Below are 23,839 nucleotides of genomic sequence, written 5' to 3' on the forward strand. Positions count from 1 at the left end.
GAGACAGCGGCCGGCGGCGGCCGGGAGACGAAGGTGCTGAAGGTGTGGACGGTCACCGGCTGGCCGACCGCCTTCGGGGCTGCGCTGGCCGGGCTGTTCCTGCTGGCCCTCGGCGGCTATGCGCTGGGCGTGGCGGCCGGTGCGCGGGCCGGGCTGACCCGGCTGCTGATCGCGCCGCGCGAGGACGGGTTGGGGGAACAGGTGGTCGAACTGGCCCGATCCCGGGCGCGGTTGGTGGACGCGTTCGAGGCGGAACGGCGACGCATCGAACGCGATCTGCACGACGGGGCCCAACAGCGCCTGGTCGCCCTGTCGATGACCCTGGGCCTGGCCCACCTGGACGCCCCGCCGGGCCCGCTCGCCGACCAGCTCGCCAAGGCCCGGCGGGAGGCGGGCGAGGCGCTCGCCGAACTGCGGGAGATCGTGCACGGGATCCATCCGAAGGTGCTGGCCGACCATGGCCTGGAGGCGGCCGTGGCGGATGCGGCGGATCGAACGGCCGTTCCTGTGGACGTCGGTTTCCGGTTGCCGGTGCGGCTGCCGGAGCCGGTCGAGGCGGCCGCGTACTTCGTGGTGCGCGAGGCGCTCGCCAACGTCGACCGGCACAGTGGCGCGGGCCGCGCCGAGGTGACCGGCGGGCACCGGGACGGCCGGCTGCACCTGGCGGTGCGCGACGACGGCCGGGGCGGTGCGGACGCCGCGGCGGGCAGCGGCCTCACCGGGCTCGCGGACCGGGTGTCGGTGCTGGATGGCAGACTCTCCCTGTCCAGCCCGCCGGGCGGACCGACCCTGCTGCGTGTGGAGTTGCCGTGCGAGCCGATCGACCTCTGCGGGTAGTCCTGGCCGAGGACAGCGTGCTGCTGCGGGAGGGGATCGCGGGGCTGCTGGGCCGGTTCGGCCATGAGGTGGTCGCGGCGGTGGGCGACGCACAGGCGCTGGTCGCGGCGGTGGCGGAGCATGCGCCGGACGTCGTCGTGACGGACGTACGGATGCCGCCGGGCTTCCAGGACGAGGGGCTGCACGCGGCGGTGCGGTTGCGTTCCGCCCGGCCGACGTTGCCGATCCTGGTGCTCAGCCAGTACGTGCAGCGCAGTTACGTCGCCGAACTCCTCGACTCCGGGGACGGGTCGGGCGTCGGGTACCTGCTCAAGGACCGGGTGGGACAGGTGACGGAGTTCGTCGCGGCGTTGGGGGAGGTGGCCGACGGGGGGACGGTGGTCGACCCCGAGGTCGTACGGCAACTGCTGCGCCGGCGCCGGGATCCGCTGGAGCGGCTGTCCCCGCGCGAGCGGGAGGTGCTGGCGCTGGTCGCCGAGGGGAAGTCGAACGGGGCGATCGCGAGAGAGCTGGTGGTCTCGGAGGCGGCGGTGGGAAAGCACATCGGGGGCATCCTGACGAAGCTGGACCTGCCACCGGCGGAGGATTCCCATCGGCGGGTGCTGGCTGTGCTGGCGTATCTGAGGGCGTGACTTTCTTTCGGGGCGCTGTGGCTCTGATTTGGGGGCGTTCCGTGGTGCTTTCGGCTGCGGGTGCGTCGTGGTTGCTCGCGCAGTTCCCCGCGCCCCTTTGAGGTGGGACCAGTGGACCCACCTGTCTTGGGGGCGCGGGAACTGCGCGAACGGCCCCCACCGGCCCGCGGACGGGCGACCGCCCAGGCCGCCCCGAAGTTATCCACAGGGTCTGACGTGTTTCGGCCCCCACCTGTACCGTCTCCACGAGTTGATGTTCGTGCGTGTGCGTGGAGTACGGGGGAGGCGGTCGACGTGACCGGAACGGAAGAGCCGACGGCGGTCGGCGGGCGGAAGCTGCCCGCGCCGAAGGGCTTTGCGCAGTGGCCCCCGCAGGGCTCCCCCAAGGAGGAGGGCAAGGCGCTGCGTTCGGCGGTCCCGCGCCGCAGCCACGCCGCCCTGGACCTGGACGGCTCCCGTCCCGACGCGGTGAGCGCGGTGGCGGAGTCCAACCGGGACCGCATCCCGGAGCTGGTCCCGATACGGGTCGGCAGGATGGCCGCGAGCCCCTTCGCGTTTCTGCGCGGCTCGGCCGGCCTGATGGCGCACGACCTGGCCCGTACCCCGATGACCAGGATCGGCACCCAGATCTGTGGTGACGCCCACGCGGCCAACTTCGGCCTGTACGGCGGCCCGCGCGGCGACCTCGTCATCGACCTGAACGACTTCGACGAGACGGTGCTCGGCCCCTGGGAGTGGGACCTCAAGCGGCTCGCCGCCTCCCTGGTGCTGGCCGGAAGGGAAGCGGGCGCCGACGAGGACACCTGCCGCAAGGCCGCGGGCGACGCGGCCGGCGCCTACCGCCGCACCATGCGCCTGCTGGCCAAGCTCCCGGTGCTGGACGCGTGGAACGCGATCGCGGACGAGGAACTGGTCTCCCACTCCGACGCCCACGACATGCTCGGCACTCTGCGCCGGGTCTCGGAGAAGGCCCGCGCCAACACCAGCGGCCGGTTCGCGGCCCGTGCCACCGAGCCCACCGAGGACGGCGGCCGCCGCTTCGTCGACGCCGTGCCGGTGCTGCGCCGGGTCCCCGACGCGGAGGCGGAGGCGGTCACCGCGGCCCTGGAGCACTACGTCACCACGCTCTCCGAGGACCGCCACCCGCTGCTCTCCCGGCACACCCCGCACGACGTCGCCTTCCGGATCGTCGGCACCGGCAGCGTCGGCACCCGCTCCTACGTCGTCCTCCTCCTGGACCACCGCGGCGAGCCGCTGATCCTCCAGGTCAAGGAGGCCCGCCCGTCGGCGCTCGTCCCGCATCTCGCCACGGCCGGCTTCGAGACGCCGGCCGTCGACCACGAGGGCCGCCGGGTGGTCCTCGGCCAGAAGCGGATGCAGGTGGTCAGCGACATCCTGCTCGGCTGGACCACGGTTGACGGCCGCCCCTTCCAGGTCCGCCAGTTCCGCAACCGCAAGGGCAGTGTCGACCCGGCCGCCCTGTCCCCCGACCAGATCGACGACTACGCCCGGATGACCGGCGCCCTGCTGGCCCGTGCCCACTCGCACAGTGCCGACCCGCGCCTGATCGCCGGCTACTGCGGCAAGAACGAGGAGCTGGACGAGGCGGTCGCCGCGTTCGCGGTGACCTACGCCGACCGCACGGAGGCGGACCACGAGGAACTGGTGGCCGCGGTGCGGGCGGGGCGGACAGCGGCCGAGCTCGGGGTCTGAGCCGCGTGACCGGCGGACTCGGTGGCCGGCCTTCGGGGAGGTGCTGATGTGAAGTACGTCGAGATCGGCGAGGGCACGACCGCGGTCTCCATCGACCCCGGCCCCTACCTGGCGCGGTTGCCGGAACTCGCCGCCGCCCTGCCGCCCGGCGCCCGCGCCTTCGCCACCGACCCGCGCCACTACGAGTTCGGCGGCCGTCGCTGCGTGAAGGACCTGCACCCGCTGGACATGCGCCGCACGGCCCCCGCCGACATGGAGATCCGCTTCCGCCACAACTGCTTCAAACACGACGAGGACCTGATCGTCCGCTACACGGGCGTCTCCCGCTTCCAGACGGACATCCTGGGCGCCTGCGACATCGCCTCGCTCGGCGAGGTGATCCTCGACGAGATCCTCCCGCACCCGGACGGCTGCACCCACGAGCTGGCCTGCCGCCCCGGCACCCTCGTCGTGGCCTGCACCGATCTGGTCGCCGAGTGGGTACCGGCCACCGCCGACGGCGACAGGCCCTAGGCTGGTCGGGTGACGACCCCGGAAGCTGAGCAGTCCCAGGCACCGCGGCCCGAGGAGCGGCTGGAGCGCGCCGTGCGGGCCGCCGAGCAGGCGTTGATCGAGTACGAGATCGCGGTGGAGACCTTCCGCGTCGAGGTCGAGAACTTCTCCCGCCTGCACGAACAGAAACTCGGCCCGCTCTACCTCCGTATCGAGGAGCTGGACGCGCGGATCGCCGAGGCCAAGGCCGCCCGTACCGGTGACCCCGAGGACATCCGAGCCGCCGAGGAGGCCAGGGCCCGGGTCCTGCCCATCCCCGGCGTCGAGGAACTGCTGCACGGCTGGATGGACGGCGACGGCCTGTTCCCGGAGGCCGTCGCGATGCTCACCGAGCAGGAGGTCCGGCCTCCGCAGCGGGTCCGCCCCAGCGAGGAGGCCCGCCGGCTCTACCGCGAGCTGGCCCGCAAGGCCCACCCGGACCTGGTGCAGGACGAGGCCGAGCAGGAGCGGCGCGAGGAGTTCCTCAGCCGGGTCAACGCGGCCTACGCCCGCGGCGACGAGGCCCTGCTGCGCGAGCTGGTCGAGGAGTGGGCGGCCGGCCCGGTCCCGCCGGAGCGCAAGCCCAGCCGGGCCGAGGAGCTGTACGCCCGCCTGGAATGGCTCTCCCAGCGCAAGGAACTGCTCGCCCTGGTCGCCAAGGAGCTGGAGAACGGCCCCATCGCCGGCCTGCTCCGGCTGGCCCCGGACGACCCCGACGGCCTCCTCGACGAGATCGCCGAGCGGCTCCAGAAGGACGTGGCCGAACGCGAGACGGAACTGGCGGCCCTGCTGACCCAGGAGTAACGCTCCGCTCCGGTCGGGTAGCGTCGGAGGTATGAACTTCGCAGCGCGTGTGCCCACGGTCGAGGTCGCGGACCTCAAGGACGGCGACTTCCTGCTGGACGTCCGCGAGGACGACGAGTGGCAGGCGGGCCATGCCGCCGGCGCCCTGCACATCCCGATCAGCGAGTTCGTGGCCCGCTACGGCGAGTTCACCGAGGCGGCCCCCCAGGACGCCCGCGTCCACGTCATCTGCCGCTCCGGCGGCCGCTCGGCCCAGGTCACGATGTACCTGGCCCAGCAGGGCATCGACGCGGTCAACGTGGACGGCGGCATGCAGGTATGGCAGGCAGCGGGCCGCGAGGTCGTCACGGACGGCGGAGAACCGGGCTTCGTCATCTGAGGGGACTGAAGCGCCCCGAAAGGGGCGCGGGGCTGTATTCGATATGCGGCTTCCGCCGCGTGGGCGCGATGAGCCCCACCGGCCCGCAGATTCCGTACGACCGAGCGCCCCCGCTCTTTCTCATCCCCTACCCCAGTGGATGCGCAGCCAGCAACTCCCCCAGCGCCTCCTCATAAGCCCCGGCCCCCCCGAGCGCCAGCTCGATCTGCTTCGCCCACGCGTGATACCGGTGCAGCACATACTCGGTGTCGGCCCCGAACCCCCCATGCAGATGCTGCGCGGTCTGCACCACCCGCCGCACCCCCTCCGCCGCCCAGATCTTCGCCACCGCCACGTCCCCGGCCGCCGGCAACGCCCCGGCCGCCCCCGACCCGATCCGCCACGCCGCCTGCCACAGCGTCGCCTCCATGGCCCGCAGGTCGATGTACCGGTCGGCGGCCTGCACGGCCACCGCCTGGAACGTGGCGATGGGATGCCCGAACTGCTCCCGCTTCCCCGCGTACTCGGCGGTCATCCGCAGCACCCGCTCACCCACCCCGAGCGCCAGCGCACACGTCCCGGTCGCGAGCAGCTCCCGCAGCCACTCCCAGGCCCCGTCCGCCGTCACCACGTCCCGTTCCGCGACCCGCGCCGACTCCAGCCGCAGCTCCCCGAGCCGTTCCCCGCTGGTCGACACCTGCTCGGCGAGCGTGACCCCGGCCGCGGCCCCCTCGCCCCCCTCGCCTCCCGGCGCCACCAGCGCCAGCACGCTCCGGTCCGCCTCCGTGTGCGCCGGTACGACCACGAGGTCGGCGTCGTACGCCCACGGCACCGCCGTCTGCACCCCGTCCAGCACCCACCCGGCACCGTCCCGTCGGGCGGTCACCGCCAGCTCCGCCGGGTCGTGCCCGGTGCGCCCGCTCGCGGCGACGGTCAGCACCGGCTCGCCCCGCCCCGCCGGTGCCGCCAGCCGGTCCTTCAACTCCGCCGTCCCGTACGTCTGTACGGCGGCCAGGGCCGCGCTGTGCTCCAGCAACGGCACCCTGGCCAGCACCTTCGCCGACTCCCGGAGCACCAGACAGAGCGCGATGGCGTCCAGACCGGCCCCGCCGTACTCCTCGCCCAGCAGCAGACTCAGCAGGTCCGCGCCCGCCAGCCTGTCCCACAGTTCCCGGTCGAAGCTCTCGGCCACGGCACCGGTGGTCAGCGCCGGGCTCGGCACCGCGTCCGGCGCCACCCCGGCGAACACCCCGCGCGCCGCCTCGGCCGCCGCCAACTGCTCCTCGGTGAAGGTGAAGTCCACGGTCCTGTCCTCCCGGCGGGTCTCCGCTGATCTGACGGTCCGTCAAGATAGAACAGGTTCTAGAAGAAGGGAACCTAAAACCCCTCCGATCACCAGCTCCTCCCGTCGTAGGCTGACGGCCGCTGTCCGCCGATGGGGGACGGACACACGAGCGAGGACACGAGGACGCATGGGGATCCGAAGCCTGACCCGTACCGAGGCCGAACGCCGGGCCGCACTGATCACGGTCGAGCGGTACGACGTCGACATCGACCTCACCGCCCTGCCCGAAGGCCCGGAGGTCCGCTGCGTCTCCACGGTGGCCTTCACCTGTGCCGAGCCGGGCGCGGAGAGCTTCGTCGACTGTGCGGCCGAGGTCCGCGCCGCCACCCTGAACGGCGCCCCGCTCACCCCCTCCGGGGACGGCCGGATCCCGCTGCCCGGCCTGGCCGCGCACAACGTGCTGCGCGTCGAGAGCGTCCAGGCCGACACCACCGCCGGCGAGGGCGTGCACAAGGCCACCGACCCCGCCGACGGCGAGGTGTACGTCTGGACGAGCTTCGAACCCGACGAGGCCCGCTTCGTCTGGGCCTGCTTCGACCAGCCCGATCTCAAGGCCCCGCACGCCTTCACCGTCACGGCCCCGGCCGCCTGGACCGTCCTCAGCAACTCAGGTGACCCGCGGATCGAGGAGCAGGGCACGGCCCGCCGCTGGAGCTTCCCGGACACCCCGCCGCTGTCCGTGTACAACACCGTCGTCAACGCCGGCCCCTTCCACGAGATCCGCCGCGAGGCCGACGGCCACGACCTCGGCATCTACGCGCGCCGCTCGCTCGCCGAGGTCCTGGAACGCGACGCCGACGAAATCTTCACCCTCACCCGCCAGGGCCTCGCCTTCTACGCCGAGGCCTTCGCGATGCCGTTCCCGCAGCGCAAGTACGACCAGGTGTTCATGCCCGAGTTCGGCGGCGCGATGGAGAACTACGGCTGTGTGACCTGGTCGGACGCCTTCCTGCGGCGCGCCGAGCCGACCCCCGCCGAGCGTGAGCTGCTCGCCGTCGTGCTGCTGCACGAGATGGCGCACATGTGGTTCGGCAACATCGTCACCATGCGCTGGTGGGACGACCTCTGGCTGAACGAGGCCTTCGCCGAGTTCGCCTGCCACTGGGCCGCCGAGGGCGCCACCCGCTACACCGACGCCTGGGCGGGCCACCTCCTCGGCGGCAAGATCAGGGCCTACCTCTCCGACCAGGGCCCGGTCTCGCACCCGATCCACCAGCCCATCCACGACGTGGCCCAGGCCGCGTCGATCTTCGACAGCATCACCTACCCCAAGGGCGCCTCCGTCCTCCTCCAGCTGATGACCTACGTCGGCGAGGACCGTTTCCGCACCGGCATGGCCGCCTACTTCGCCCGTCACGCCTGGGGCACCACCACCCTCCAGGACCTGATCGACGCCCTCGCCGAGGCCAGTGGCCGCGACCTGGCCGCCTGGCGCAAGGCCTGGCTGGAGACCGCCGGCACCGACCGCTTCACCCTGGAGCACGACGGCGACACCGTCACCCTGGTCGCCGACGGCAGCCCGCGCCCCCAGGTCCTGGCGGTCGGCGCGTACGACCGCGCCCGCGACGGGGGCGACGCCCTGGAACGCACCGCGCTGGTCCGCGTCGAGGTGACCGAGGCCCGTACCCCCGTCACCGGTCTTCCTGCCACGTCCGACCTCCTCCTGGTCAACGACGACGACCTCACCTTCGCCACCACCCGCCCGGACCCCACCACCCGGGACACCTACTTCCGCGCGGCGGCCCAGCTGCCCACGGCCATCTCCCGGGGCGCGGCCGCCGCCACCGTCTGGGACATGCTCACGGCCGGCGAGGCCACGGCGGCCGAGGCCGGGCGCTCCCTCACCGCGGTGCTCGCCGCCGAGACGTCCGACGCCGTGATCGAGCCCTACCTCACGCTCGTCATCAACATCGCCGAACTCTGGGCCCCGTCCGCCGAACGCCCCGCACTGACGGAGGCCGTGGCCACGGTCTGCCGGCGGCTCGCCGCCGACCCGGGCCGCCGCCGGGTCGCCCTGCGCGGCCTCGCCCGCACCGCCACCGGCGCGGAGGACCTGGCCTGGCTCCGCGAGCAGGCCGGCGACGACGTCGACCTGCACTGGCGCGCCCTCGTCCGCGAGGCCGAACTCGGCGGCGACGTCACCGCCGGGTCCGCGGCCCTGCTGGACCGCGACCCCGACCCCGACGCCTGGGTCCGCGCCCTCACGGTCCGGGCCGCCCTCCCCGACCCGGCCGCGAAGGCCGAGGCCTGGCGGCGGCTGGCCGTGGACCGCGAGGTGCCCGTCGCGGCGGTCTCCGCGGTGGCGGCCGCCTTCTGGCGCCCCGGCCAGGACGCCCTGCTCGCCCCCTACGCCGAGCGCTACCTGGCCGCGGTCCCCGAACTGCACCAGGGCGGCATGATCCCGGCGATGACCTACGCCTCCAATCTCTTCCCGCCGTACGCCATCGATCCCGCGTACCTCGAGAAGGCCCGGCAGGCGGCCCAGGAAGCGGCCCCCGTGGTCCGCAAGACCCTCGTGGAACGCTCGGACGCGGTGCGCCGCATGCTCCGCGCCCGGGCCGTGAACGCCTGACCCCGGACGGCGTCCCGTCCGATCGTTCGGTTTCGGCCATTCCCATGGTCGCCGGGCCCCGGCGAACGATCAACCCCTGTGGAAAACCTCGGCCGCGATCTGTGGAAAACTCGCGGGAGCGCGGCCGGCGAGCAGGTCCGGACGCCGTATGACCTGGGAAGACCCCGGGATGCCGGCTCCCGGCACCCCGGGTCCGGCGGGTCGGCGGCCTTGCCCGGAGTGGCGATGACCACGCCGTCGGCCTCGTCTTCGGGGCTGCGCCCGGCGGCCGGTGCTGAGTACCGTTCCGTGCGAGTGCCGGGCAGCGGCACACCGGGCGGTCCCGGATCCGCCGCCCGGACGACGTGGCGGGATCGGGGAACGGGGCGGCATGGACGACGCGTACGACGAGGGCGCGGACGCCCGGCACGGGCCGGACGGCCCGGACAGCCCGGGCGGGACGCTTCCCGAGCCGGAGTCCGCCCCGCCCGGCCTCCCTCGTACCGGTGTCGCCGCCCTCTCCCCCCGCTACCAGGTCGGCGCGGCCCTCGCCCTCGCCCTGGTCGCCGTCGCCGCCTGTGTGCACCTCGGGATGGTGTTCCTGAGCGTGGCGCCGGCGAACACGGTGACCAAGCAGCACGGCAAGGCGATCGAGGAATGGGTGTACCCGGAGTTCGAACAGAACTGGAAGCTCTTCGCGCCGAACCCGCTCCAGCAGAACATCGCCGTACAGGTGCGCGCCGACGTGCTGATGCCGGACGGCACCACGACCACCACCGGCTGGAACGACCTGTCCGCACAGGACGGCAGGGCGATCGACGGCAGCCTGGTGCCCAGCCACACCGTGCAGAACGAGCTGCGCCGGGCCTGGGACTTCTTCACGACCACGCACGGCACCGACAACCGCCCGATCGGCCTGCGCGGCTCCCTGTCCCAGCAGTACCTGCGCCGGATCGTCGTGATGCGCATGTACGCGGGGGACGCCACGAGCCGGAAGGGCACCATCGAGCGGGTCCAGGTGCGCTCCAGCACCACCAACGTGCCGCCGCCGGGCTGGAGCGGCGAGAAGGTCTCCGACACGCCCCTCTACCGGGTGCTGCCCTGGTGGACGGTCACGGCGGACGAAGCGAACGGCGGTGTGCGGTGAACCGTCTCGCCCTGTGCCTGTCCCGTGCCATCGCCCGGGTCACCGAGGCGGCCCTCGGCCCCTACCAGGCGGCCGTCGTCCGCATCGGCTTCGCCGCCACCTGGCTGCTGTTCCTGCTGCGCGAGTACCCGCACCGCCAGGAGCTGTACGGCCCCGACGGCCCCTGGAGCTTCGACCTCGCCCAGCAGCTGACCGCCGACAACCACGCCTTCACGGCGCTGCTGGCCTCCGACAGCCAGGCGTTCTTCGAGGTCTGCTACTTCCTCGCCGTCCTGTCCAGCGCCCTGCTGCTGGCGGGCTGGCGCACCCGTGCCACGTCCCTGCTGTTCATGGTCGGTGTGCTGTCCCTCCAGAACCGCAGCGTCTTCGTGGGCGACGGCGGCGACAACGTGCTGCACCTGATGTCCTTCTACCTGGTGTTCACGCGCTGCGGCCAGGTGTGGTCCCTGGACGCGCGCAGGGCGGCCCGTGCGAGCGCCGCACGCGCGCGTGGCGAGCGCGTGGCCCCCGACCGGGCGGGCCCCGCCCTGTGGGCGGTGTCGGGCCTCGTCCTGCTCGCGGCGGCGCTCACCGGCCGCACCGGCGGCGGCTGGCTGGTCCCGGCCCTGCTGTGGGCGACCTGGGCGGGCACCGCCCTGTGGTGGGCGGCCGGCCGCTGGGCTCGCACCCCCGAGCCCCGGATCCTGCTCGACGTCATCGCCAACATCCTGCACAACGGCGCCCTGTTCGTGATCATGGCCGAGGCCTGCCTGATCTACGCCACCGCCGGCTGGTACAAGATCCAGGGCTCCCGCTGGCAGGACGGCACCGCCGTCTACTACCCGCTCCACCTGGACTACTTCTCGCCCTGGCCGGCCCTCGCCGACCTGCTGTCCGCCAACGGCACGCTGGTGATGCTGGTGACCTACGGGACGGTCATGGTGCAGGTCGCCTTCCCGTTCACGCTGTTCAACCGGCGGGTCAAGAACGTGCTGCTGGCCGCGATGATGACCGAGCACGCGGTGATCGCAGTCGTCCTCGGTCTGCCCTTCTTCTCCCTGGCCATGATCGCGGCGGACTCCGTGTTCCTGCCGGCGTCGTTCCTGCGCCGGGTCGGCGGCTGGGCGGCACGCGCGCGTGACCGCGTTCTCCGCCGGTCCGGTCCGGAGCTGCCCGTGCAGCGCTTCCCGGAGGCCGACGAGCAGCCCCGCGTAGGCTTCGGGGCATGACCGACCCCCTGGACCACTGGGCGCGGCTGGCCGGTTCCGCCGTCCTCCTCGACGGCTTCCACGCCCTCAAGCACGCGCTGCGTTTCGACGCGGAGGTGCCGGTGGCGGTCACGACGGACCGGGCGGCGGCACTGGCGCTGGCGCAGGAGCTGGCGCCGGACGTGCGGGAGGCGCTGGCCGCGCTGCTGACGGAGGTGCCGTCGCAGACGTACGCGTCCCTGGTCCCGCGCCCGCATCCCACGGCCGTGGCCGCCCTGGCCGTACGACCGTCCCGCGAGGCCAACCTGCGGGCGCTGGCCCGCCTTCCGCGCACGGCCCCGGTCGTGGTCCTCGACGAGCCGCGCAACCTGGGCAACGCGGGCGCGGTGATCCGCCTCGCGGCGGGCTTCGGAGCGACGGGCGTCATCACGACCGGCACCCTCGACCCCTGGCACCCCACAGTCGTCCGCGGCGGCGCGGGCCTCCACTTCGCCACGGCGGTGGAGCGGCTGACGGTGGCGGAGCTGCCGCAGGGCCCGCTGTACGCGCTCGACCCGGAGGGCGAGGACATCAGGGGAGTGAAACTCCCGGACGACGCGATCCTCGCCTTCGGCTCCGAGCGGACGGGACTCTCGGCCGACCTGCGCGCCCGAGCCGACAACTTGCTGCGCCTGCCGATGCGCCCCCAGGTGAGCAGCTACAACCTGGCAACGAGCGTGGCGATGACCTTGTACCACTGGAGCGCTTTGCAGGAGGCGTGAGCGGAGCGCCCCGTCAGGGGCGCGGGGAACTGCGCGACCAGCCCCAACGGCGCCGCACCCGTCCAACGGTCGTCCGTCACAACGGCGGGTACCGCCCGGCTCGGCACCGCCGATCAACGCCGTCGTGGCGGCGCGCCGTTGCGGCGGACAAGAAACCTCGGTCGGAGACGGCCGCCGAGTGATCCCACCGGAAAAGGCGCGTCGAGTGGTGATCGTCGGCGGCCGAAGCCGCGTCGGCTATGCCTCCCTGCGCACCTCGATCACCCGGAACCGGTTCGCCACGAACGCCCCGTCGCACAGTGCCGCGTTCGCCGCCGGGTTGCCGCCCGAGCCGTGGAAGTCGGAGAAGGCGGCCGTCTGGTTGACGTACACCCCGCCCACCAGGTTCAGCGACAGCTGGGCCGCCTCCTCCAGGCAGACCTCCTGCACCGCGCCCTCCACGTCGGCGTCGACCGTGTACGCGCCGACCGTCATGGCGCCCTTGTCGCGGACCGTCCGCCGCAGCAGCTCCACCGCGTCGGCGGCCGAGTCGACGGCGACGGCGAAGGACACCGGGCCGAAGCACTCGCTCATGTAGGCGGCCTCGTCGTCCGGCTTGGCGCCGTCCAGCTTGACGATCACCGGCGTGCGCACGACCGCGCCCGGGAACTCGGGGTTGGCGATCTCGCGGGAGGCGAGGGCGACCTCGCCGAGCCCGGCGGCGGCCTCCAGGCGGGCCTTGACGTCGGGGTTGACGATGGCGCCGAGCAGCGCGTTCGCCCGGGCGTCGTCGCCGAGGAGGCCGTCGACCGCGCGGGCGATGTCGGCGACCACCTCGTCGTACGTCTTCGGGCCCGCGTCGGTGCGGATGCCGTCGCGGGGGATCAGCAGGTTCTGCGGGGTGGTGCACATCTGGCCGCTGTAGAGGGAGAGCGAGAAGGCCAGGTTGGAGAGCATGCCCTTGTAGTTGTCGGTCGACTCGACCAGGACCGTGTTGACACCGGCCTTCTCGGTGTACACCTGCGCCTGCCGGGCGTTGGCCTCCAGCCAGTCGCCGAAGGCGGTCGAGCCGGTGTAGTCGATGATCCTGATCTCGGGGCGGGTCGCGAGCGTCTTGGCGATGCCCTCGCCGGGGTGCTCCGTGGTCAGCGCCACCAGGTTCGGGTCGAAGCCGGCCTCGGTGAGCACCTGGCGGGCGACCTGCACGGTGAGGGCCAGCGGCAGCACCGCGCGCGGGTGCGGCTTCACGAGGACCGCGTTGCCGGTGGCGAGGGAGGCGAACAGGCCCGGGTAGCCGTTCCACGTCGGGAAGGTGTTGCAGCCGATGACCAGCGCGACACCGCGCGGGACCGGCGTGAACGCCTTCGTCAGCGCGAGCGGGTCGCGCTTGCCCTGCGGCTTGGACCACTCGGCCGTGCCGGGGGTGCGGACCTGCTCCGCGTAGGCGTAGGCCACCGCCTCCAGGCCGCGGTCCTGGGCGTGCGGGCCGCCCGCCTGGAACGCCATCATGAAGGCCTGGCCGCTGGTGTGCATGACCGCGTGCGCGAACTCGTGCGTCCGGTCGCTGATCCGCTTGAGGATCTCCAGGCACACCACCGCGCGCGCCTCCGCGCCCGCGTCGCGCCACGCGCGCTGCCCCGCCCGCATCGCCGGCAGCAGTGTGTCGACGTCGGCATGCGGGTAGGTCACGCCCAGCTCGATGCCGTACGGGGAGACCTCGCCGCCGGTCCAGTCGTCGGTGCCGGGCTGGCCGAGGTCGATGCGGGTGCCGAGGAGGGCGTCGAAGGCGGCCTTGCCGGCCGCCGCGTCCAGGCTGCCGTGCTCGCCGTAGGCCTTGGGGTGCTCGGGGTGGGGGGACCAGTACGCGCGCGTGCGGATCGCCTCCAGCGCCTGGTCAAGCGTGGGCCGGTGCTTGGCGATCAGCTCGTGCGCGGTGAGTTCGGCGGTCATGCGGGACCAACTCCTCGTCTGATGAGCTCCCCTCGAAGCTCATGACCTGGGCGGAAACGGCCGGACAGAGTTAGAGTAACCGAACGATCGGTCGGGACAAGGGGGCCTGCCGCATCTGTGGAAAACCCCGTGCGGGAGGATCGCGCACATGACAGCACTCGACCTCAGCAGCACCGTGGGCGTCGTCGGCACCGGCACCATGGGCCAGGGCATCGCCCAGGTCGCACTCGTCGCGGGCCATCCCGTCCGGCTGTACGACACCGTCCCCGGGCGGGCCGGGGAGGCGGCCGCGGCGATCGTCGCCCGCCTCGACCGGCTCGTCGAGAAGGACCGGATGACGGCGGCCGCCCGGGACGCCGCCCGCGCCCGGCTGCTGCCCGCCGGCGAGCTCACCGAGTTCGCCGACTGCACGCTGGTCGTGGAGGCCGTCCTGGAGCGGCTGGAGGCCAAGCAGGAGCTGTTCGGGGCGCTGGAGGACATCGTCGGCGAGGACTGTCTGCTCGCCACCAACACCTCCTCCCTGTCGGTGACCGCCATCGGCGGCGCCCTGCGCAGCGCCTCCCGCCTGGTCGGCCTGCACTTCTTCAACCCGGCCCCGCTGCTGCCGCTGGTGGAGGTCGTCTCCGGGTTCGCCACCGACGTCACGTCGGCCACGCGCGCGTACGAGACCGCCCGCTCCTGGGGCAAGACGCCGGTCGCCTGCGCGGACACCCCCGGCTTCATCGTCAACCGCATCGCCCGGCCCTTCTACGCCGAGGCGTTCGCGGTCCACGAGGCGCAGGGCGCCGACCCGGCCACCATCGACGCGGTGCTGCGCGAGTGCGGCGGCTTCCGGATGGGCGCCTTCGAACTGACCGACCTGATCGGCCAGGACGTCAACGAGTCCGTCACGCACTCGGTCTGGCAGGCCTTCTTCCAGGACGTCCGCTTCGCACCCTCGCTGTCCCAGCGCCGGCTGGTCGAGTCCGGCCGGCTGGGCCGCAAGACCGGGCACGGCTGGTACGACTACGCGGACGACGCCGAGCCCGCCGAGCCGCACACCGCCGAGCCCGCCGACCGGCCCGCCTACGTCGTCGCCGAGGGCGGCCTGGGCCCCGCGGCCGAACTGCTCCTGATGATCCGCGAGGCGGGCATCCAGGTCCGCGAGGAGGACGAGGACCACGGCACCCGCCTGGTGCTCCCCAGCGGCGGCCAGCTGGTCCTCACCGACGGCCAGACCTCGGTGGAGTTCCGGGACGTCGTCTACTTCGACCTCGCCCTCGACTACCGCCGCGCCACCCGGATCGCCCTGTCCGCGGGCCACGACACCCTGCCGCAGACGCTCGGCGAGGCCATCGGCCTCTTCCAGGCGCTCGGCAAGCAGGTCAGCGTCATCGGCGACGTCCCCGGCATGATCGTCGCCCGCACGGTCGCCCGGATCGTCGACCTCGCGCACGACGCCGTCGCCAAGGGCGTCGCCACCGAGGAGGACATCGACACCGCGATGCGCCTGGGCGTCAACTACCCGCTCGGCCCCTTCGAGTGGAGCCGTCGGCTCGGCCGCGACTTCGCCTACGACCTCCTGGACGACCTGCACCTGCGCGATCCCAGCGGCCGCTACGCGCCTTCCCTCGCGCTCTACCGGCACGCCTACGCCACCGAGAAGCGGGAGGGCGCCTCATGACCACCGCCAAGCGCGACACCTACACCCCCGAGACCCTGCTCTCGGTGGCCGTCCAGGTCTTCAACGAGCGCGGCTACGACGGCACCTCCATGGAGCACCTCTCCAAGGCGGCCGGTATCTCCAAGTCGTCGATCTACCACCACGTCTCCGGCAAGGAGGAACTGCTGCGCCGCGCGGTCAGCCGGGCCCTGGACGGTCTGTTCGGGATCCTCGACGAGGAGCACGCGCGCGTGGGCTCCGCCGCCGACCGCCTGGAGCACGTCGTCCGGCGCATGGTCGAGGTGCTGATCACCGAACTGCCGTACGTGACGCTGCTGCTGCGGGTGCGCGGAAACACCGACACCGAGCGGTGGGCGCTGGAGCGGCGCCGGGACTTCGACCACCGGGTGGCCGACCTGCTGAAGGCGGCCGCCGCCGAGGGGGACATACGCGCCGACGTCGAGGTGCGCCTCGCGACCCGGCTGGTCTTCGGCATGGTCAACTCGATCGTGGAGTGGTACCGCCCGAACGGACACGGCATGAGCGAGCGCGAGGTCTCCGACGCGGTCGTCCGGCTGGCCTTCTCGGGCCTGCGCGCGCACTGACCCGGCGGCCTTCGCCGGCCTGTGCACACCGGGCTCAGGCCTCCGGTTCCAGGTCCTCCTCCTCGAACACCAGCAGGGTGCGGGTGCTGAGCACCTCGGGGATGGCCTGGAGCCGGGTCAGCACCAGCTCGCGCAGCGCCCGGTTGTCCGGCGTGTGCACCAGGAGCAGCACGTCGAAGTCCCCGCCCACCAGGGCGATGTGGGAGGCGCCGGGCAGCTGCCGCAGCTGCTCGCGGACCGTGCGCCAGCTGTTCTGGACGATCTTCAGCGTGATGTAGGCCGAGGTGCCATGGCCGGCCCGCTCATGGTCCACGCGGGCGCGGAAACCGCGGATCACCCCGTCCTCGATGAGCCGGTTGATACGCGCGTAGGCGTTGGCACGTGAGACGTGGACGCGTTCGGCGACCGACCGTATCGACGCCCGGCCGTCCGCCTGGAGGATCTGGAGGATGTCCTGATCGATGGCGTCCAGCGGGCGCGCGGGCGGCAGGGCGGCGCGGTCCTGCGGGCCCTCGGCCATTTGTTCAGGTGCCATGTCCCCCCGCCTCCCTACCATGGACGTACTGCGTTCATTCCAGGCTGTGGAGAACCGTTTGTCCACAGCCTGAAGCCGCCTGTAGCCAAAATGTGCCGACGACCGAACAATCGGTAGGTGGGACGGGTCACAGTCGACCCGTCTCCCGTAGCCACCCCCACAAGGAGGTGCCGTCATGACGGTCATGGAGCAGCGCGGCGCATACCGCCCGTCGCCGCCGCCCGCCTGGCAGCCCCGGACGGACCCCGCGCCGCTGCTGCCCGACGAGCGCCCGTACCGCGTCCTCGGGACCGAGGCGGCCGCCAAGGCCGACCCGGAGCTGCTGCGCCGGCTGTACACCCAGCTCGTGCGCGGTCGCAGGTACAACGCCCAGGCGACGGCCCTCACCAAGCAGGGCCGCCTCGCCGTCTACCCCTCCAGCACCGGCCAGGAGGCCTGCGAGGTCGCTGCCGCGCTCGCCCTCGAAGAGCGCGACTGGCTCTTCCCCAGCTACCGGGACACCCTCGCGGTGATCGCCCGTGGCGTGGACCCCGTCGAGGCGCTCACCCTGCTGCGCGGCGACTGGCACACCGGCTACGACCCCTACGCCCACCGCGTGGCCCCTCTCTCCACCCCCCTCGCCACCCAGCTCCCGCACGCCGTCGGCCTCGCCCACGCGGCCCGCCTCAAGGGCGACGACGTGGTCGCGCTCGCCATGGTCGGCGACGGCGGCACCAGCGAGGGCGACTTCCACGAGGCCCTGAACTTCGCCGCCGTCTGGCAGGCCCCGGTCGTCTTCCTGGTCCAGAACAACGGCTTCGCCATCTCCGTCCCGCTCGCCAAGCAGACCGCCGCGCCCTCCCTGGCCCACAAGGCCGTCGGATACGGCATGCCGGGCCGCCTGGTCGACGGCAACGACGCGGCCGCCGTGCACGAGGTCCTCGCCGCCGCCGTACGGCACGCGCGCGAGGGCGGCGGCCCGACCCTGGTCGAGGCGGTCACCTACCGGATCGACGCCCACACCAACGCCGACGACGCCACCCGCTACCGCGGTGACACCGAGGTCGACGCCTGGCGCGACCACGACCCGATCCAGCTGCTCGAGCGCGAGTTGACCGACCGCGGACTCCTCGACGAGGACTTCGTCGGGCGGGCCCGCGAGGACGCCGAGACCATGGCCGCCGACCTGCGAGAACGCATGAACCGCGAGCCCGAACTCGACCCCATGGACCTCTTCGACCAGGTGTACGCCGAGACCACCACGCAACTGCGCGAACAGCGCGCCCTGCTCCGCGCCGAGCTGGAGGCCGAGCAGCAGGACCAGGAAGGCGGGCCGCGATGACGACCGTCGCCGTCAAGCCCGCCACCATGGCGCAGGCCCTCACGCGCGCGCTGCGGGACGCCATGGCCGCCGACCCCGCCGTGCACGTCATGGGCGAGGACGTCGGGACCCTCGGCGGGGTCTTCCGGGTCACCGACGGCCTCGCCAAGGAGTTCGGCGAGACCCGCTGCACCGACACCCCCCTCGCGGAGGCCGGCATCCTCGGCGCCGCCGTCGGCATGGCCATGTACGGGCTGCGCCCGGTCGTGGAGATGCAGTTCGACGCCTTCGCCTACCCCGCCTTCGAGCAACTGATCAGCCACGTCTCCCGGATGCGCAACCGCACCCGCGGCCGGATGCCCCTCCCGATCACCGTCCGCGTCCCCTACGGCGGCGGCATCGGCGGCGTCGAGCACCACAGCGACTCCTCCGAGGCCTACTACATGGCCACCCCCGGCCTGCACGTGGTCACCCCGGCCACCGTCGCCGACGCCTACGGCCTGCTGCGCCGGGCCATCGCCTCCGACGACCCGGTGGTCTTCCTCGAACCCAAGCGCCTGTACTGGTCCAAGGACACCTGGAACCCCGAGCACCCGACGGACGTTGAACCCATCGGCCGCGCGGTGGTGCGCCGAACCGGGCGCAGCGCCACGCTCATCACCTACGGCCCGTCCGTCCCGGTCTGCCTCGAAGCCGCCGAGGCCGCCCAGGCGGAGGGCTGGGACCTGGAAGTCGTCGACCTGCGCTCCCTGGTGCCGTTCGACGACGAGACGGTCTGCGCGTCGGTACGGCGCACCGGGCGCGCGGTCGTCGTACACGAGTCGGGCGGGTTCGGCGGACCGGGAGGGGAGATCGCGGCACGCGTGACCGAGCGCTGCTTCCACCACCTGGAGGCGCCGGTGCTGCGCGTGGCCGGGTTCGACATCCCCTACCCGCCGCCGATGCTGGAGCGCCACCACCTGCCCGGCGTGGACCGCATCCTGGACGCGGTGGCGCGTCTGCAATGGGAGGCCGAGGGCTGATGGCACAGGTGCTGGAGTTCAAACTGCCCGACCTCGGGGAGGGGCTCACCGAGGCGGTGATCGTCACCTGGCTGGTCCAGGTCGGCGAGGTCGTCGCGATCGACCAGCCGGTCGTGGAGGTCGAGACGGCCAAGGCGATGGTCGAGGTGCCCTGCCCCTACGGCGGTGTGGTCACCGCCCGCTTCGGCGAGGAGGGCACCGAACTGCCCGTCGGCGCCCCGCTCCTGACGGTCGCCGTCGGCGAGGCCACCGCGGTCCCCGAGGCGGAGGGCTCCGGCAACGTCCTGGTGGGATACGGCACGGGGACACCTCCGGCACGCCGCCGACGGGTCCGCAACACCGCCCCGGAGCGGGCCAACGGCACGGCCGACCGGGGCGGCGCCCAGGACCCGGCGCCGCACACCGCCGTCACGGCGACGGCGACCCACGCGCAGGTGCCCGCACCGCCCACTCCGCTCACCGAGGGCCCCGTCCCGGTGATCTCCCCGCTGGTCCGCCGCCTCGCCCGGGACAACGACCTGGACCTGCGCCGGCTGTCCGGCTCGGGCCCCGACGGCCTGATCCTGCGCGCCGACGTCGAGGACGCCCTGCGGGTCAGCGCGGCCCGCGCCGCCGCCCCCAAGACCCCGCCCGCCCCTCTGAACGCCCCCTCCGGCACCCGTGTCCCCCTCAAGGGCATCCGGGGCGCGGTCGCCGACAAGCTCTCCCGCAGCCGCCGGGAGATCCCCGACGCGACCTGCTGGGTGGACGCCGACGCGACCGAACTGATGCGTGCGCGGACCGCGATGAACGCGGCGGCGGGCCCGAAGATCTCCCTGCTCGCACTCCTCGCCCGGATCTGCACGGCCGCCCTGGCCCGCCACCCCGAGCTGAACTCCTACGTCGACGTCGAGGCCCGCGAGATCGTCCAGCTCGACCACGTCCACCTGGGCTTCGCCGCCCAGACCGACCGGGGCCTGGTCGTCCCTGTCGTCAAGGACGCCCACTCCCGCGACGCCGAGGCCCTGACGGCGGAGTTCGCCCGACTGACCGAGGCCGCCCACACCGGCCGCCTCACCCCCGCGGAACTCACCGGCGGCACCTTCACGTTGAACAACTACGGCGTCTTCGGCGTCGACGGCTCCACCCCGATCATCAACCACCCCGAGGCAGCGATGCTCGGCGTGGGCCGCATCACCCCGAAGCCCTGGGTCCACGAGGGAGAGCTGGCGGTCCGCCAGGTCGTTCAGCTGTCGCTCACCTTCGACCACAGGGTCTGCGACGGCGGCACGGCGGGCGGCTTCCTGAGGTACGTGGCCGACTGCGTGGAGAACCCGACGGTCCTTCTCAGGACACTCTGACTGCAGCGCGCGCCCCTTGGGGGCGCGGGGCTGTATCGATATGCGGCTCCGCCGCGTGGGCGCGACCAGCCACACACAACCCGCACTCGCGCACGGCCGCCACACCCCGCCCCTCGGGCGCACGCAACCACACCCTGCGCATCTCATGCCTCCCCATCGGTTCCAGGTGATCAGAACGCCCCCCATACTCGAAAGGTGACCGCCACCGCCCCCCCGCCCTACGACGCGATCGTGCTGGCCGGCGGCGCCGCAAGGCGCCTCGGCGGGGCCGACAAGCCCGCCGTCCGGGTAGGCGGCCGCCCCCTCCTCGACCGCGTCCTCGCGGCCTGCGCCGGCGCCCGGCGGACCGTCGTCGTGGCGGCCCCCCGCCCCACCTCCCGCCCGGTCCACTGGACCCGCGAGGACCCCCCGGGCGGCGGCCCGGTCGCCGCCCTCGACGCCGGCCTGCGTCACACCACCGCCGACTACGCGGTCGTACTGTCGGCAGACCTCCCGTTCCTCGAAGAGGCAACCGTGGAGCGCCTGTTGTCGGCGCTGCGCACCTCCGGCGCGGACGCCGCGCTGCTCACCGACGCCGACGGCCGGGACCAGCCCCTCGTCGCGGCCTACCGCACCACCGCACTCCGCCACGCCCTCTCGGCCCTCGCCGAAGGCAACGGCGACCGCGGCCTCACCGGCCTCCCCCTGCGGCGCCTGACCGCCGCACTGAACCTCACCCGTGTCCCGGACCCCCTCGCGTCCTTCGACTGCGACACCTGGGACGACATCGCCGACGCCAGGGCACGCATCAGGGAGCATGGGCACGTGTTGGATGAATGGATCTCCGCAGTCAAGGACGAACTGGGCATCGACCTGGACGTCGACATCCGCCTTCTGCTCGACCTGGCCCGGGACGCCGCGCACGGCGTGGACCGCCCCGCCGCGCCGCTGACCACCTTCCTCGTCGGCTACGCGGCCGCACAGGGCAAGGGCGGCGCCGAGGCGGTCGCCGAGGCGGCACACAAGGCCGCCGCGCTGGCCCTGCGCTGGGCGGAGGAGGCGAACGCCACCGACGAGCCGGGTTCCGACAAGCCGGCCCCCGAGAACCCCGCCCCCGGGCCCGGCCGGTGACCGCCCCCGGTACCCGGGCCGGCACGCCCGCCGCCGCGGACACCGACGACGATTTCGACGTCGAGGAGGCGCTCGCCCTCGTGAGAGAGCCCAGGGAGCCCCGGCAGGACGCGACCTCCGCGCCCACCCCCCGCCGCGAACACGCGCACGGCGGACCGTCGGCCCACGGCCACCGCCACCGCGCCACTCCCTGGCCCCAGGCCCGCGAGACCGCCGCCCGCGCCGCCCGGTCCGGCGCCCGCCGCGCCCCCGTCTCCGTACCACTGGCCGAGGCTCTCGGACTGGCCCTCGCCGCCCCGCTGGACGCGCTCACCGACCTGCCCTCCTTCGACACCTCCGCGATGGACGGCTGGGCGGTCGCCGGCCCCGGCCCCTGGGAGGTACGCGAGGAAGGCGTGCTGGCCGGGCACGCGCAGCCCGAGCAGCTCACCGACGGCGAGGCCGTCCGGATCGCCACCGGTGCCCGGATCCCGGCGGACACCACCGCGGTGCTGCGCAGCGAGCACGGCCGTCTCGACGCCCAGGGCCGGCTGCACCCCACCCGTGAGGTGGTCCACGGCCAGGACATCCGCCCACGCGGCCAGGAGTGCCGTAGCGGCGACCAGTTGCTGCCCGTCGGCACCCTGGCCACCCCGGCCGTCCTCGGCCTCGCCGCGGCCGCCGGATACGACACCGTCACCGCTGTCCCCCGCCCCCGCGCTGAGGTCCTGATCCTGGGCGACGAACTGCTGACCGAGGGACTCCCGCACGACGGACTCATCCGGGACGCGCTCGGCCCGATGCTGCCGCCCTGGCTGCGCGCGCTCGGCGCCGAGGTCACCGCCGTACGCCGGCTCAGCGACGACGCCAAGGCCCTGCACAAAGCGATCACCTCCTCGTCGGCCGATCTGGTCGTCACCACGGGCGGCACCGCCTCCGGCCCGGTCGACCACATCCATCCCACCCTGGAGCGCATCGGCGCCGAACTCCTCGTCGACGGCGTCAAGGTGCGGCCCGGCCACCCCATGCTGCTGGCCCGGACCAAGCAGGACCAGCACCTCGTGGGCCTCCCCGGCAACCCGCTCGCCGCCGTCTCCGGCCTGCTCACCCTCGCCGAACCCCTGCTGCGCACCCTCGCCGCCCGCCCGGCCCCCGAGCCGTACGCGCTTCCCCTGGCGGAGGCGGCGCACGGGCATCCGTACGACACCCGGCTGGTCCCGGTCGTCCTGCGCGGCGACACCGCGATCCCGCTGCACTACAACGGCCCGGCCATGCTCCGTGGCATCGCCGCCGCCGACGCGCTCGCGGTCGTACCGCCAGGCGGAGCACAGCAGGGTGAGGAGATGGAACTCCTTGACCTGCCATGGGCGGCCGCCGGTATCGGGGTGTGTTTCACGTGAAACTTCCGGGCCATGACGCCATCGCCCGCCAGGCGGACGAACATCTGGTGACCCATCGGGTGAAACTCCCGACGAAAGTGGTGGAGCGGCCGATCCTCCAGGTCGTCAAGCGGCTGTCCCTGGCCCTGCTGGTGCTGGTCGCCACCGCGTTGATCGTCTACGTCGACCGTGACGGGTACAACGACAACTCCGACAGCTCCGTCGACCTCCTGGACGCCTTCTACTACGCGACCGTCACCCTCTCCACCACCGGCTACGGTGACATCACCCCCGTCAGCGACAGCGCGCGGCTCACCAACATCTTCGTCATCACGCCCCTGCGCGTGCTGTTCCTGATCATCCTGGTCGGCACCACGCTCGAAGTCCTCACCGAACGCACCCGGGAGGAATGGCGCCTGAACCGCTGGAGGTCCGCCTTGCGGGATCACACCGTCGTCGTCGGGTTCGGGACGAAGGGGCGGTCGGCGATCCAGACCGTCTGTGCGACCGGTCTGCAGAAGGAGCAGGTGGTCGTGGTCGACCCGAGCTCCGGGGTGATCGACGCGGCCACCGCCGACGGATACGCGGGAGTCATCGGCGATGCGACCCGCAGCGAGGTGCTGAAGCGGGCCGAGGTGCAGCGGGCGCGGCAGATCATCATCGCGACCCAGCGCGATGACACGGCCGTGCTGGTGACCCTGACGGCCCGGCAGCTCAACAAGGCCGCGAAGATCGTGGCCGCGGTCCGCGAGGAGGAGAACGCGCCGCTGCTCAAGCAGTCCGGCGCCGACGCCGTCATCACCAGCGCCAGTGCGGCCGGACGACTGCTCGGGCTGTCGGTGCTCAGCCCGGCCGCCGGCATGGTCATAGAGGACCTCATCCAGCAGGGCAGCGGCCTGGACCTCGTGGAACGCCCGGCGGTCAAGGCCGAGGTCGGCAGGACCCCGCGCGAGACGGCCGACCTGGTGGTGAGCGTGCTGCGCGGACACCGGGTGCTCGGGTACGACGATCCGGCCGTCGGCACCATCGAGCCGACGGACCGCCTGATCACGATCGTGCGGGCCTCCCCGGGCAGCCGGGTCGCACCGGACGTACGACCGCTGCCCCGCGCCTGACCGGCGCCGACCGGGGC

General features: G+C 73.2%; 21 protein-coding genes. 18 read left to right on the plus strand and 3 right to left on the minus strand.

Annotated features, from left to right (window positions below):
* From ACWGKQ_RS38330 to ACWGKQ_RS38355, 6 genes are all read left to right on the plus strand, one after another.
* Nucleotides 1–837, plus strand: an 837-nt coding sequence (locus ACWGKQ_RS38330) for a sensor histidine kinase (protein WP_453296664.1), incomplete at its 5' end; no start/stop codon positions are given.
* Nucleotides 810–1,469 carry a response regulator transcription factor gene (locus ACWGKQ_RS38335; protein ID WP_453296665.1) on the plus strand — a complete coding sequence of 220 codons (660 nt, stop codon included), beginning with the start codon at nucleotides 810–812 and terminating at the stop codon, nucleotides 1,467–1,469. The genes ACWGKQ_RS38330 and ACWGKQ_RS38335, both read left to right, overlap by 28 nt.
* A 294-nt stretch (nucleotides 1,470–1,763) precedes the next feature.
* Entirely contained in the window at nucleotides 1,764–3,182 is a 1,419-nt protein-coding gene (locus ACWGKQ_RS38340) for a DUF2252 domain-containing protein (protein ID WP_453296666.1), read from the plus strand.
* A 48-nt stretch (nucleotides 3,183–3,230) separates the two neighbouring features.
* The gene (locus ACWGKQ_RS38345) at nucleotides 3,231–3,695 is read left to right on the plus strand and encodes a hypothetical protein (RefSeq protein WP_453296667.1); all 465 of its coding nucleotides are present in this window, start codon (nucleotides 3,231–3,233) and stop codon (nucleotides 3,693–3,695) included.
* A 9-nt stretch (nucleotides 3,696–3,704) separates the two neighbouring features.
* Nucleotides 3,705–4,517 (plus strand): hypothetical protein, encoded by an 813-nt coding sequence (locus ACWGKQ_RS38350; RefSeq protein WP_453296668.1) that lies wholly within the window; start codon nucleotides 3,705–3,707, stop codon nucleotides 4,515–4,517.
* Between the two features lie 49 nt (nucleotides 4,518–4,566).
* Complete coding sequence (locus tag ACWGKQ_RS38355; protein WP_453296715.1) at nucleotides 4,567–4,896, plus strand: rhodanese-like domain-containing protein; 330 nt, start codon at nucleotides 4,567–4,569, stop codon at nucleotides 4,894–4,896.
* A gap of 127 nt (nucleotides 4,897–5,023) precedes the next feature.
* Here the strand turns inward: ACWGKQ_RS38355 and ACWGKQ_RS38360 are convergent, their stop codons facing one another.
* Nucleotides 5,024–6,178: an acyl-CoA dehydrogenase family protein gene (locus tag ACWGKQ_RS38360; RefSeq protein ID WP_453296669.1), complete on the minus strand. Its 1,155-nt coding sequence runs from the start codon at nucleotides 6,176–6,178 to the stop codon at nucleotides 5,024–5,026.
* A gap of 169 nt (nucleotides 6,179–6,347) precedes the next feature.
* Between ACWGKQ_RS38360 and pepN the strand changes: the two genes are divergently transcribed.
* From pepN to ACWGKQ_RS38380, 4 genes are all read left to right on the plus strand, one after another.
* On the plus strand, nucleotides 6,348–8,792 hold the full coding sequence (pepN, locus tag ACWGKQ_RS38365; RefSeq protein ID WP_453296670.1) for an aminopeptidase N: 2,445 nt from the start codon (nucleotides 6,348–6,350) through the stop codon (nucleotides 8,790–8,792).
* 370 nt (nucleotides 8,793–9,162) lie between these two features.
* Complete coding sequence (locus tag ACWGKQ_RS38370; RefSeq protein ID WP_453296671.1) at nucleotides 9,163–9,918, plus strand: DUF5819 family protein; 756 nt, start codon at nucleotides 9,163–9,165, stop codon at nucleotides 9,916–9,918.
* Nucleotides 9,915–11,126, plus strand: coding sequence for an HTTM domain-containing protein (locus ACWGKQ_RS38375; RefSeq protein WP_453296672.1), 1,212 nt, complete (start codon nucleotides 9,915–9,917; stop codon nucleotides 11,124–11,126). The genes ACWGKQ_RS38370 and ACWGKQ_RS38375 overlap by 4 nt, the downstream gene beginning before the upstream one ends.
* Nucleotides 11,123–11,866, plus strand: a complete 744-nt coding sequence (locus tag ACWGKQ_RS38380) for a TrmH family RNA methyltransferase (protein ID WP_453296673.1) — start codon at nucleotides 11,123–11,125, stop codon at nucleotides 11,864–11,866. Before ACWGKQ_RS38375 ends, ACWGKQ_RS38380 begins: the two co-directional genes overlap by 4 nt.
* A 237-nt stretch (nucleotides 11,867–12,103) precedes the next feature.
* On the opposite strand, the gene paaN is transcribed toward ACWGKQ_RS38380, so the two are convergent.
* Nucleotides 12,104–13,795 carry a phenylacetic acid degradation protein PaaN gene (gene paaN, locus ACWGKQ_RS38385; protein WP_453296674.1) on the minus strand — a complete coding sequence of 564 codons (1,692 nt, stop codon included), beginning with the start codon at nucleotides 13,793–13,795 and terminating at the stop codon, nucleotides 12,104–12,106.
* Between the two features lie 148 nt (nucleotides 13,796–13,943).
* Here paaN and ACWGKQ_RS38390 point away from each other — a divergent pair, with 148 nt between their 5' ends.
* Nucleotides 13,944–15,458 carry a 3-hydroxyacyl-CoA dehydrogenase gene (locus ACWGKQ_RS38390; protein ID WP_453296675.1) on the plus strand — a complete coding sequence of 505 codons (1,515 nt, stop codon included), beginning with the start codon at nucleotides 13,944–13,946 and terminating at the stop codon, nucleotides 15,456–15,458.
* On the plus strand, nucleotides 15,455–16,042 hold the full coding sequence (locus ACWGKQ_RS38395) for a TetR/AcrR family transcriptional regulator (protein WP_453296676.1): 588 nt from the start codon (nucleotides 15,455–15,457) through the stop codon (nucleotides 16,040–16,042). Before ACWGKQ_RS38390 ends, ACWGKQ_RS38395 begins: the two co-directional genes overlap by 4 nt.
* Before the next feature lie 34 nt (nucleotides 16,043–16,076).
* Here the strand turns inward: ACWGKQ_RS38395 and ACWGKQ_RS38400 are convergent, their stop codons facing one another.
* Nucleotides 16,077–16,577, minus strand: coding sequence for an Lrp/AsnC family transcriptional regulator (locus tag ACWGKQ_RS38400; protein WP_453296677.1), 501 nt, complete (start codon nucleotides 16,575–16,577; stop codon nucleotides 16,077–16,079).
* A 175-nt stretch (nucleotides 16,578–16,752) separates the two neighbouring features.
* On the opposite strand from ACWGKQ_RS38400, the gene pdhA reads away from it, so the two are divergent.
* From pdhA to ACWGKQ_RS38430, 6 genes are all read left to right on the plus strand, one after another.
* Nucleotides 16,753–17,898 carry a pyruvate dehydrogenase (acetyl-transferring) E1 component subunit alpha gene (gene pdhA / locus ACWGKQ_RS38405; protein WP_453296678.1) on the plus strand — a complete coding sequence of 382 codons (1,146 nt, stop codon included), beginning with the start codon at nucleotides 16,753–16,755 and terminating at the stop codon, nucleotides 17,896–17,898.
* The gene (locus ACWGKQ_RS38410; RefSeq protein WP_453296679.1) at nucleotides 17,895–18,899 is read left to right on the plus strand and encodes an alpha-ketoacid dehydrogenase subunit beta; all 1,005 of its coding nucleotides are present in this window, start codon (nucleotides 17,895–17,897) and stop codon (nucleotides 18,897–18,899) included. The genes pdhA and ACWGKQ_RS38410 overlap by 4 nt, the downstream gene beginning before the upstream one ends.
* Nucleotides 18,899–20,239, plus strand: a complete 1,341-nt coding sequence (locus ACWGKQ_RS38415) for a dihydrolipoamide acetyltransferase family protein (protein ID WP_453296680.1) — start codon at nucleotides 18,899–18,901, stop codon at nucleotides 20,237–20,239. Before ACWGKQ_RS38410 ends, ACWGKQ_RS38415 begins: the two co-directional genes overlap by 1 nt.
* Before the next feature lie 195 nt (nucleotides 20,240–20,434).
* Complete coding sequence (locus ACWGKQ_RS38420) at nucleotides 20,435–21,349, plus strand: NTP transferase domain-containing protein (protein ID WP_453296681.1); 915 nt, start codon at nucleotides 20,435–20,437, stop codon at nucleotides 21,347–21,349.
* Nucleotides 21,346–22,728 (plus strand): molybdopterin molybdotransferase MoeA, encoded by a 1,383-nt coding sequence (locus ACWGKQ_RS38425; RefSeq protein ID WP_453296682.1) that lies wholly within the window; start codon nucleotides 21,346–21,348, stop codon nucleotides 22,726–22,728. Before ACWGKQ_RS38420 ends, ACWGKQ_RS38425 begins: the two co-directional genes overlap by 4 nt.
* Nucleotides 22,725–23,822, plus strand: coding sequence for a potassium channel family protein (locus tag ACWGKQ_RS38430; RefSeq protein WP_453296683.1), 1,098 nt, complete (start codon nucleotides 22,725–22,727; stop codon nucleotides 23,820–23,822). The genes ACWGKQ_RS38425 and ACWGKQ_RS38430 overlap by 4 nt, the downstream gene beginning before the upstream one ends.
* Nucleotides 23,823–23,839 lie beyond the last annotated feature (17 nt).

The sequence above is a fragment of the Streptomyces sp. NPDC054770 genome, assembly GCF_053611985.1.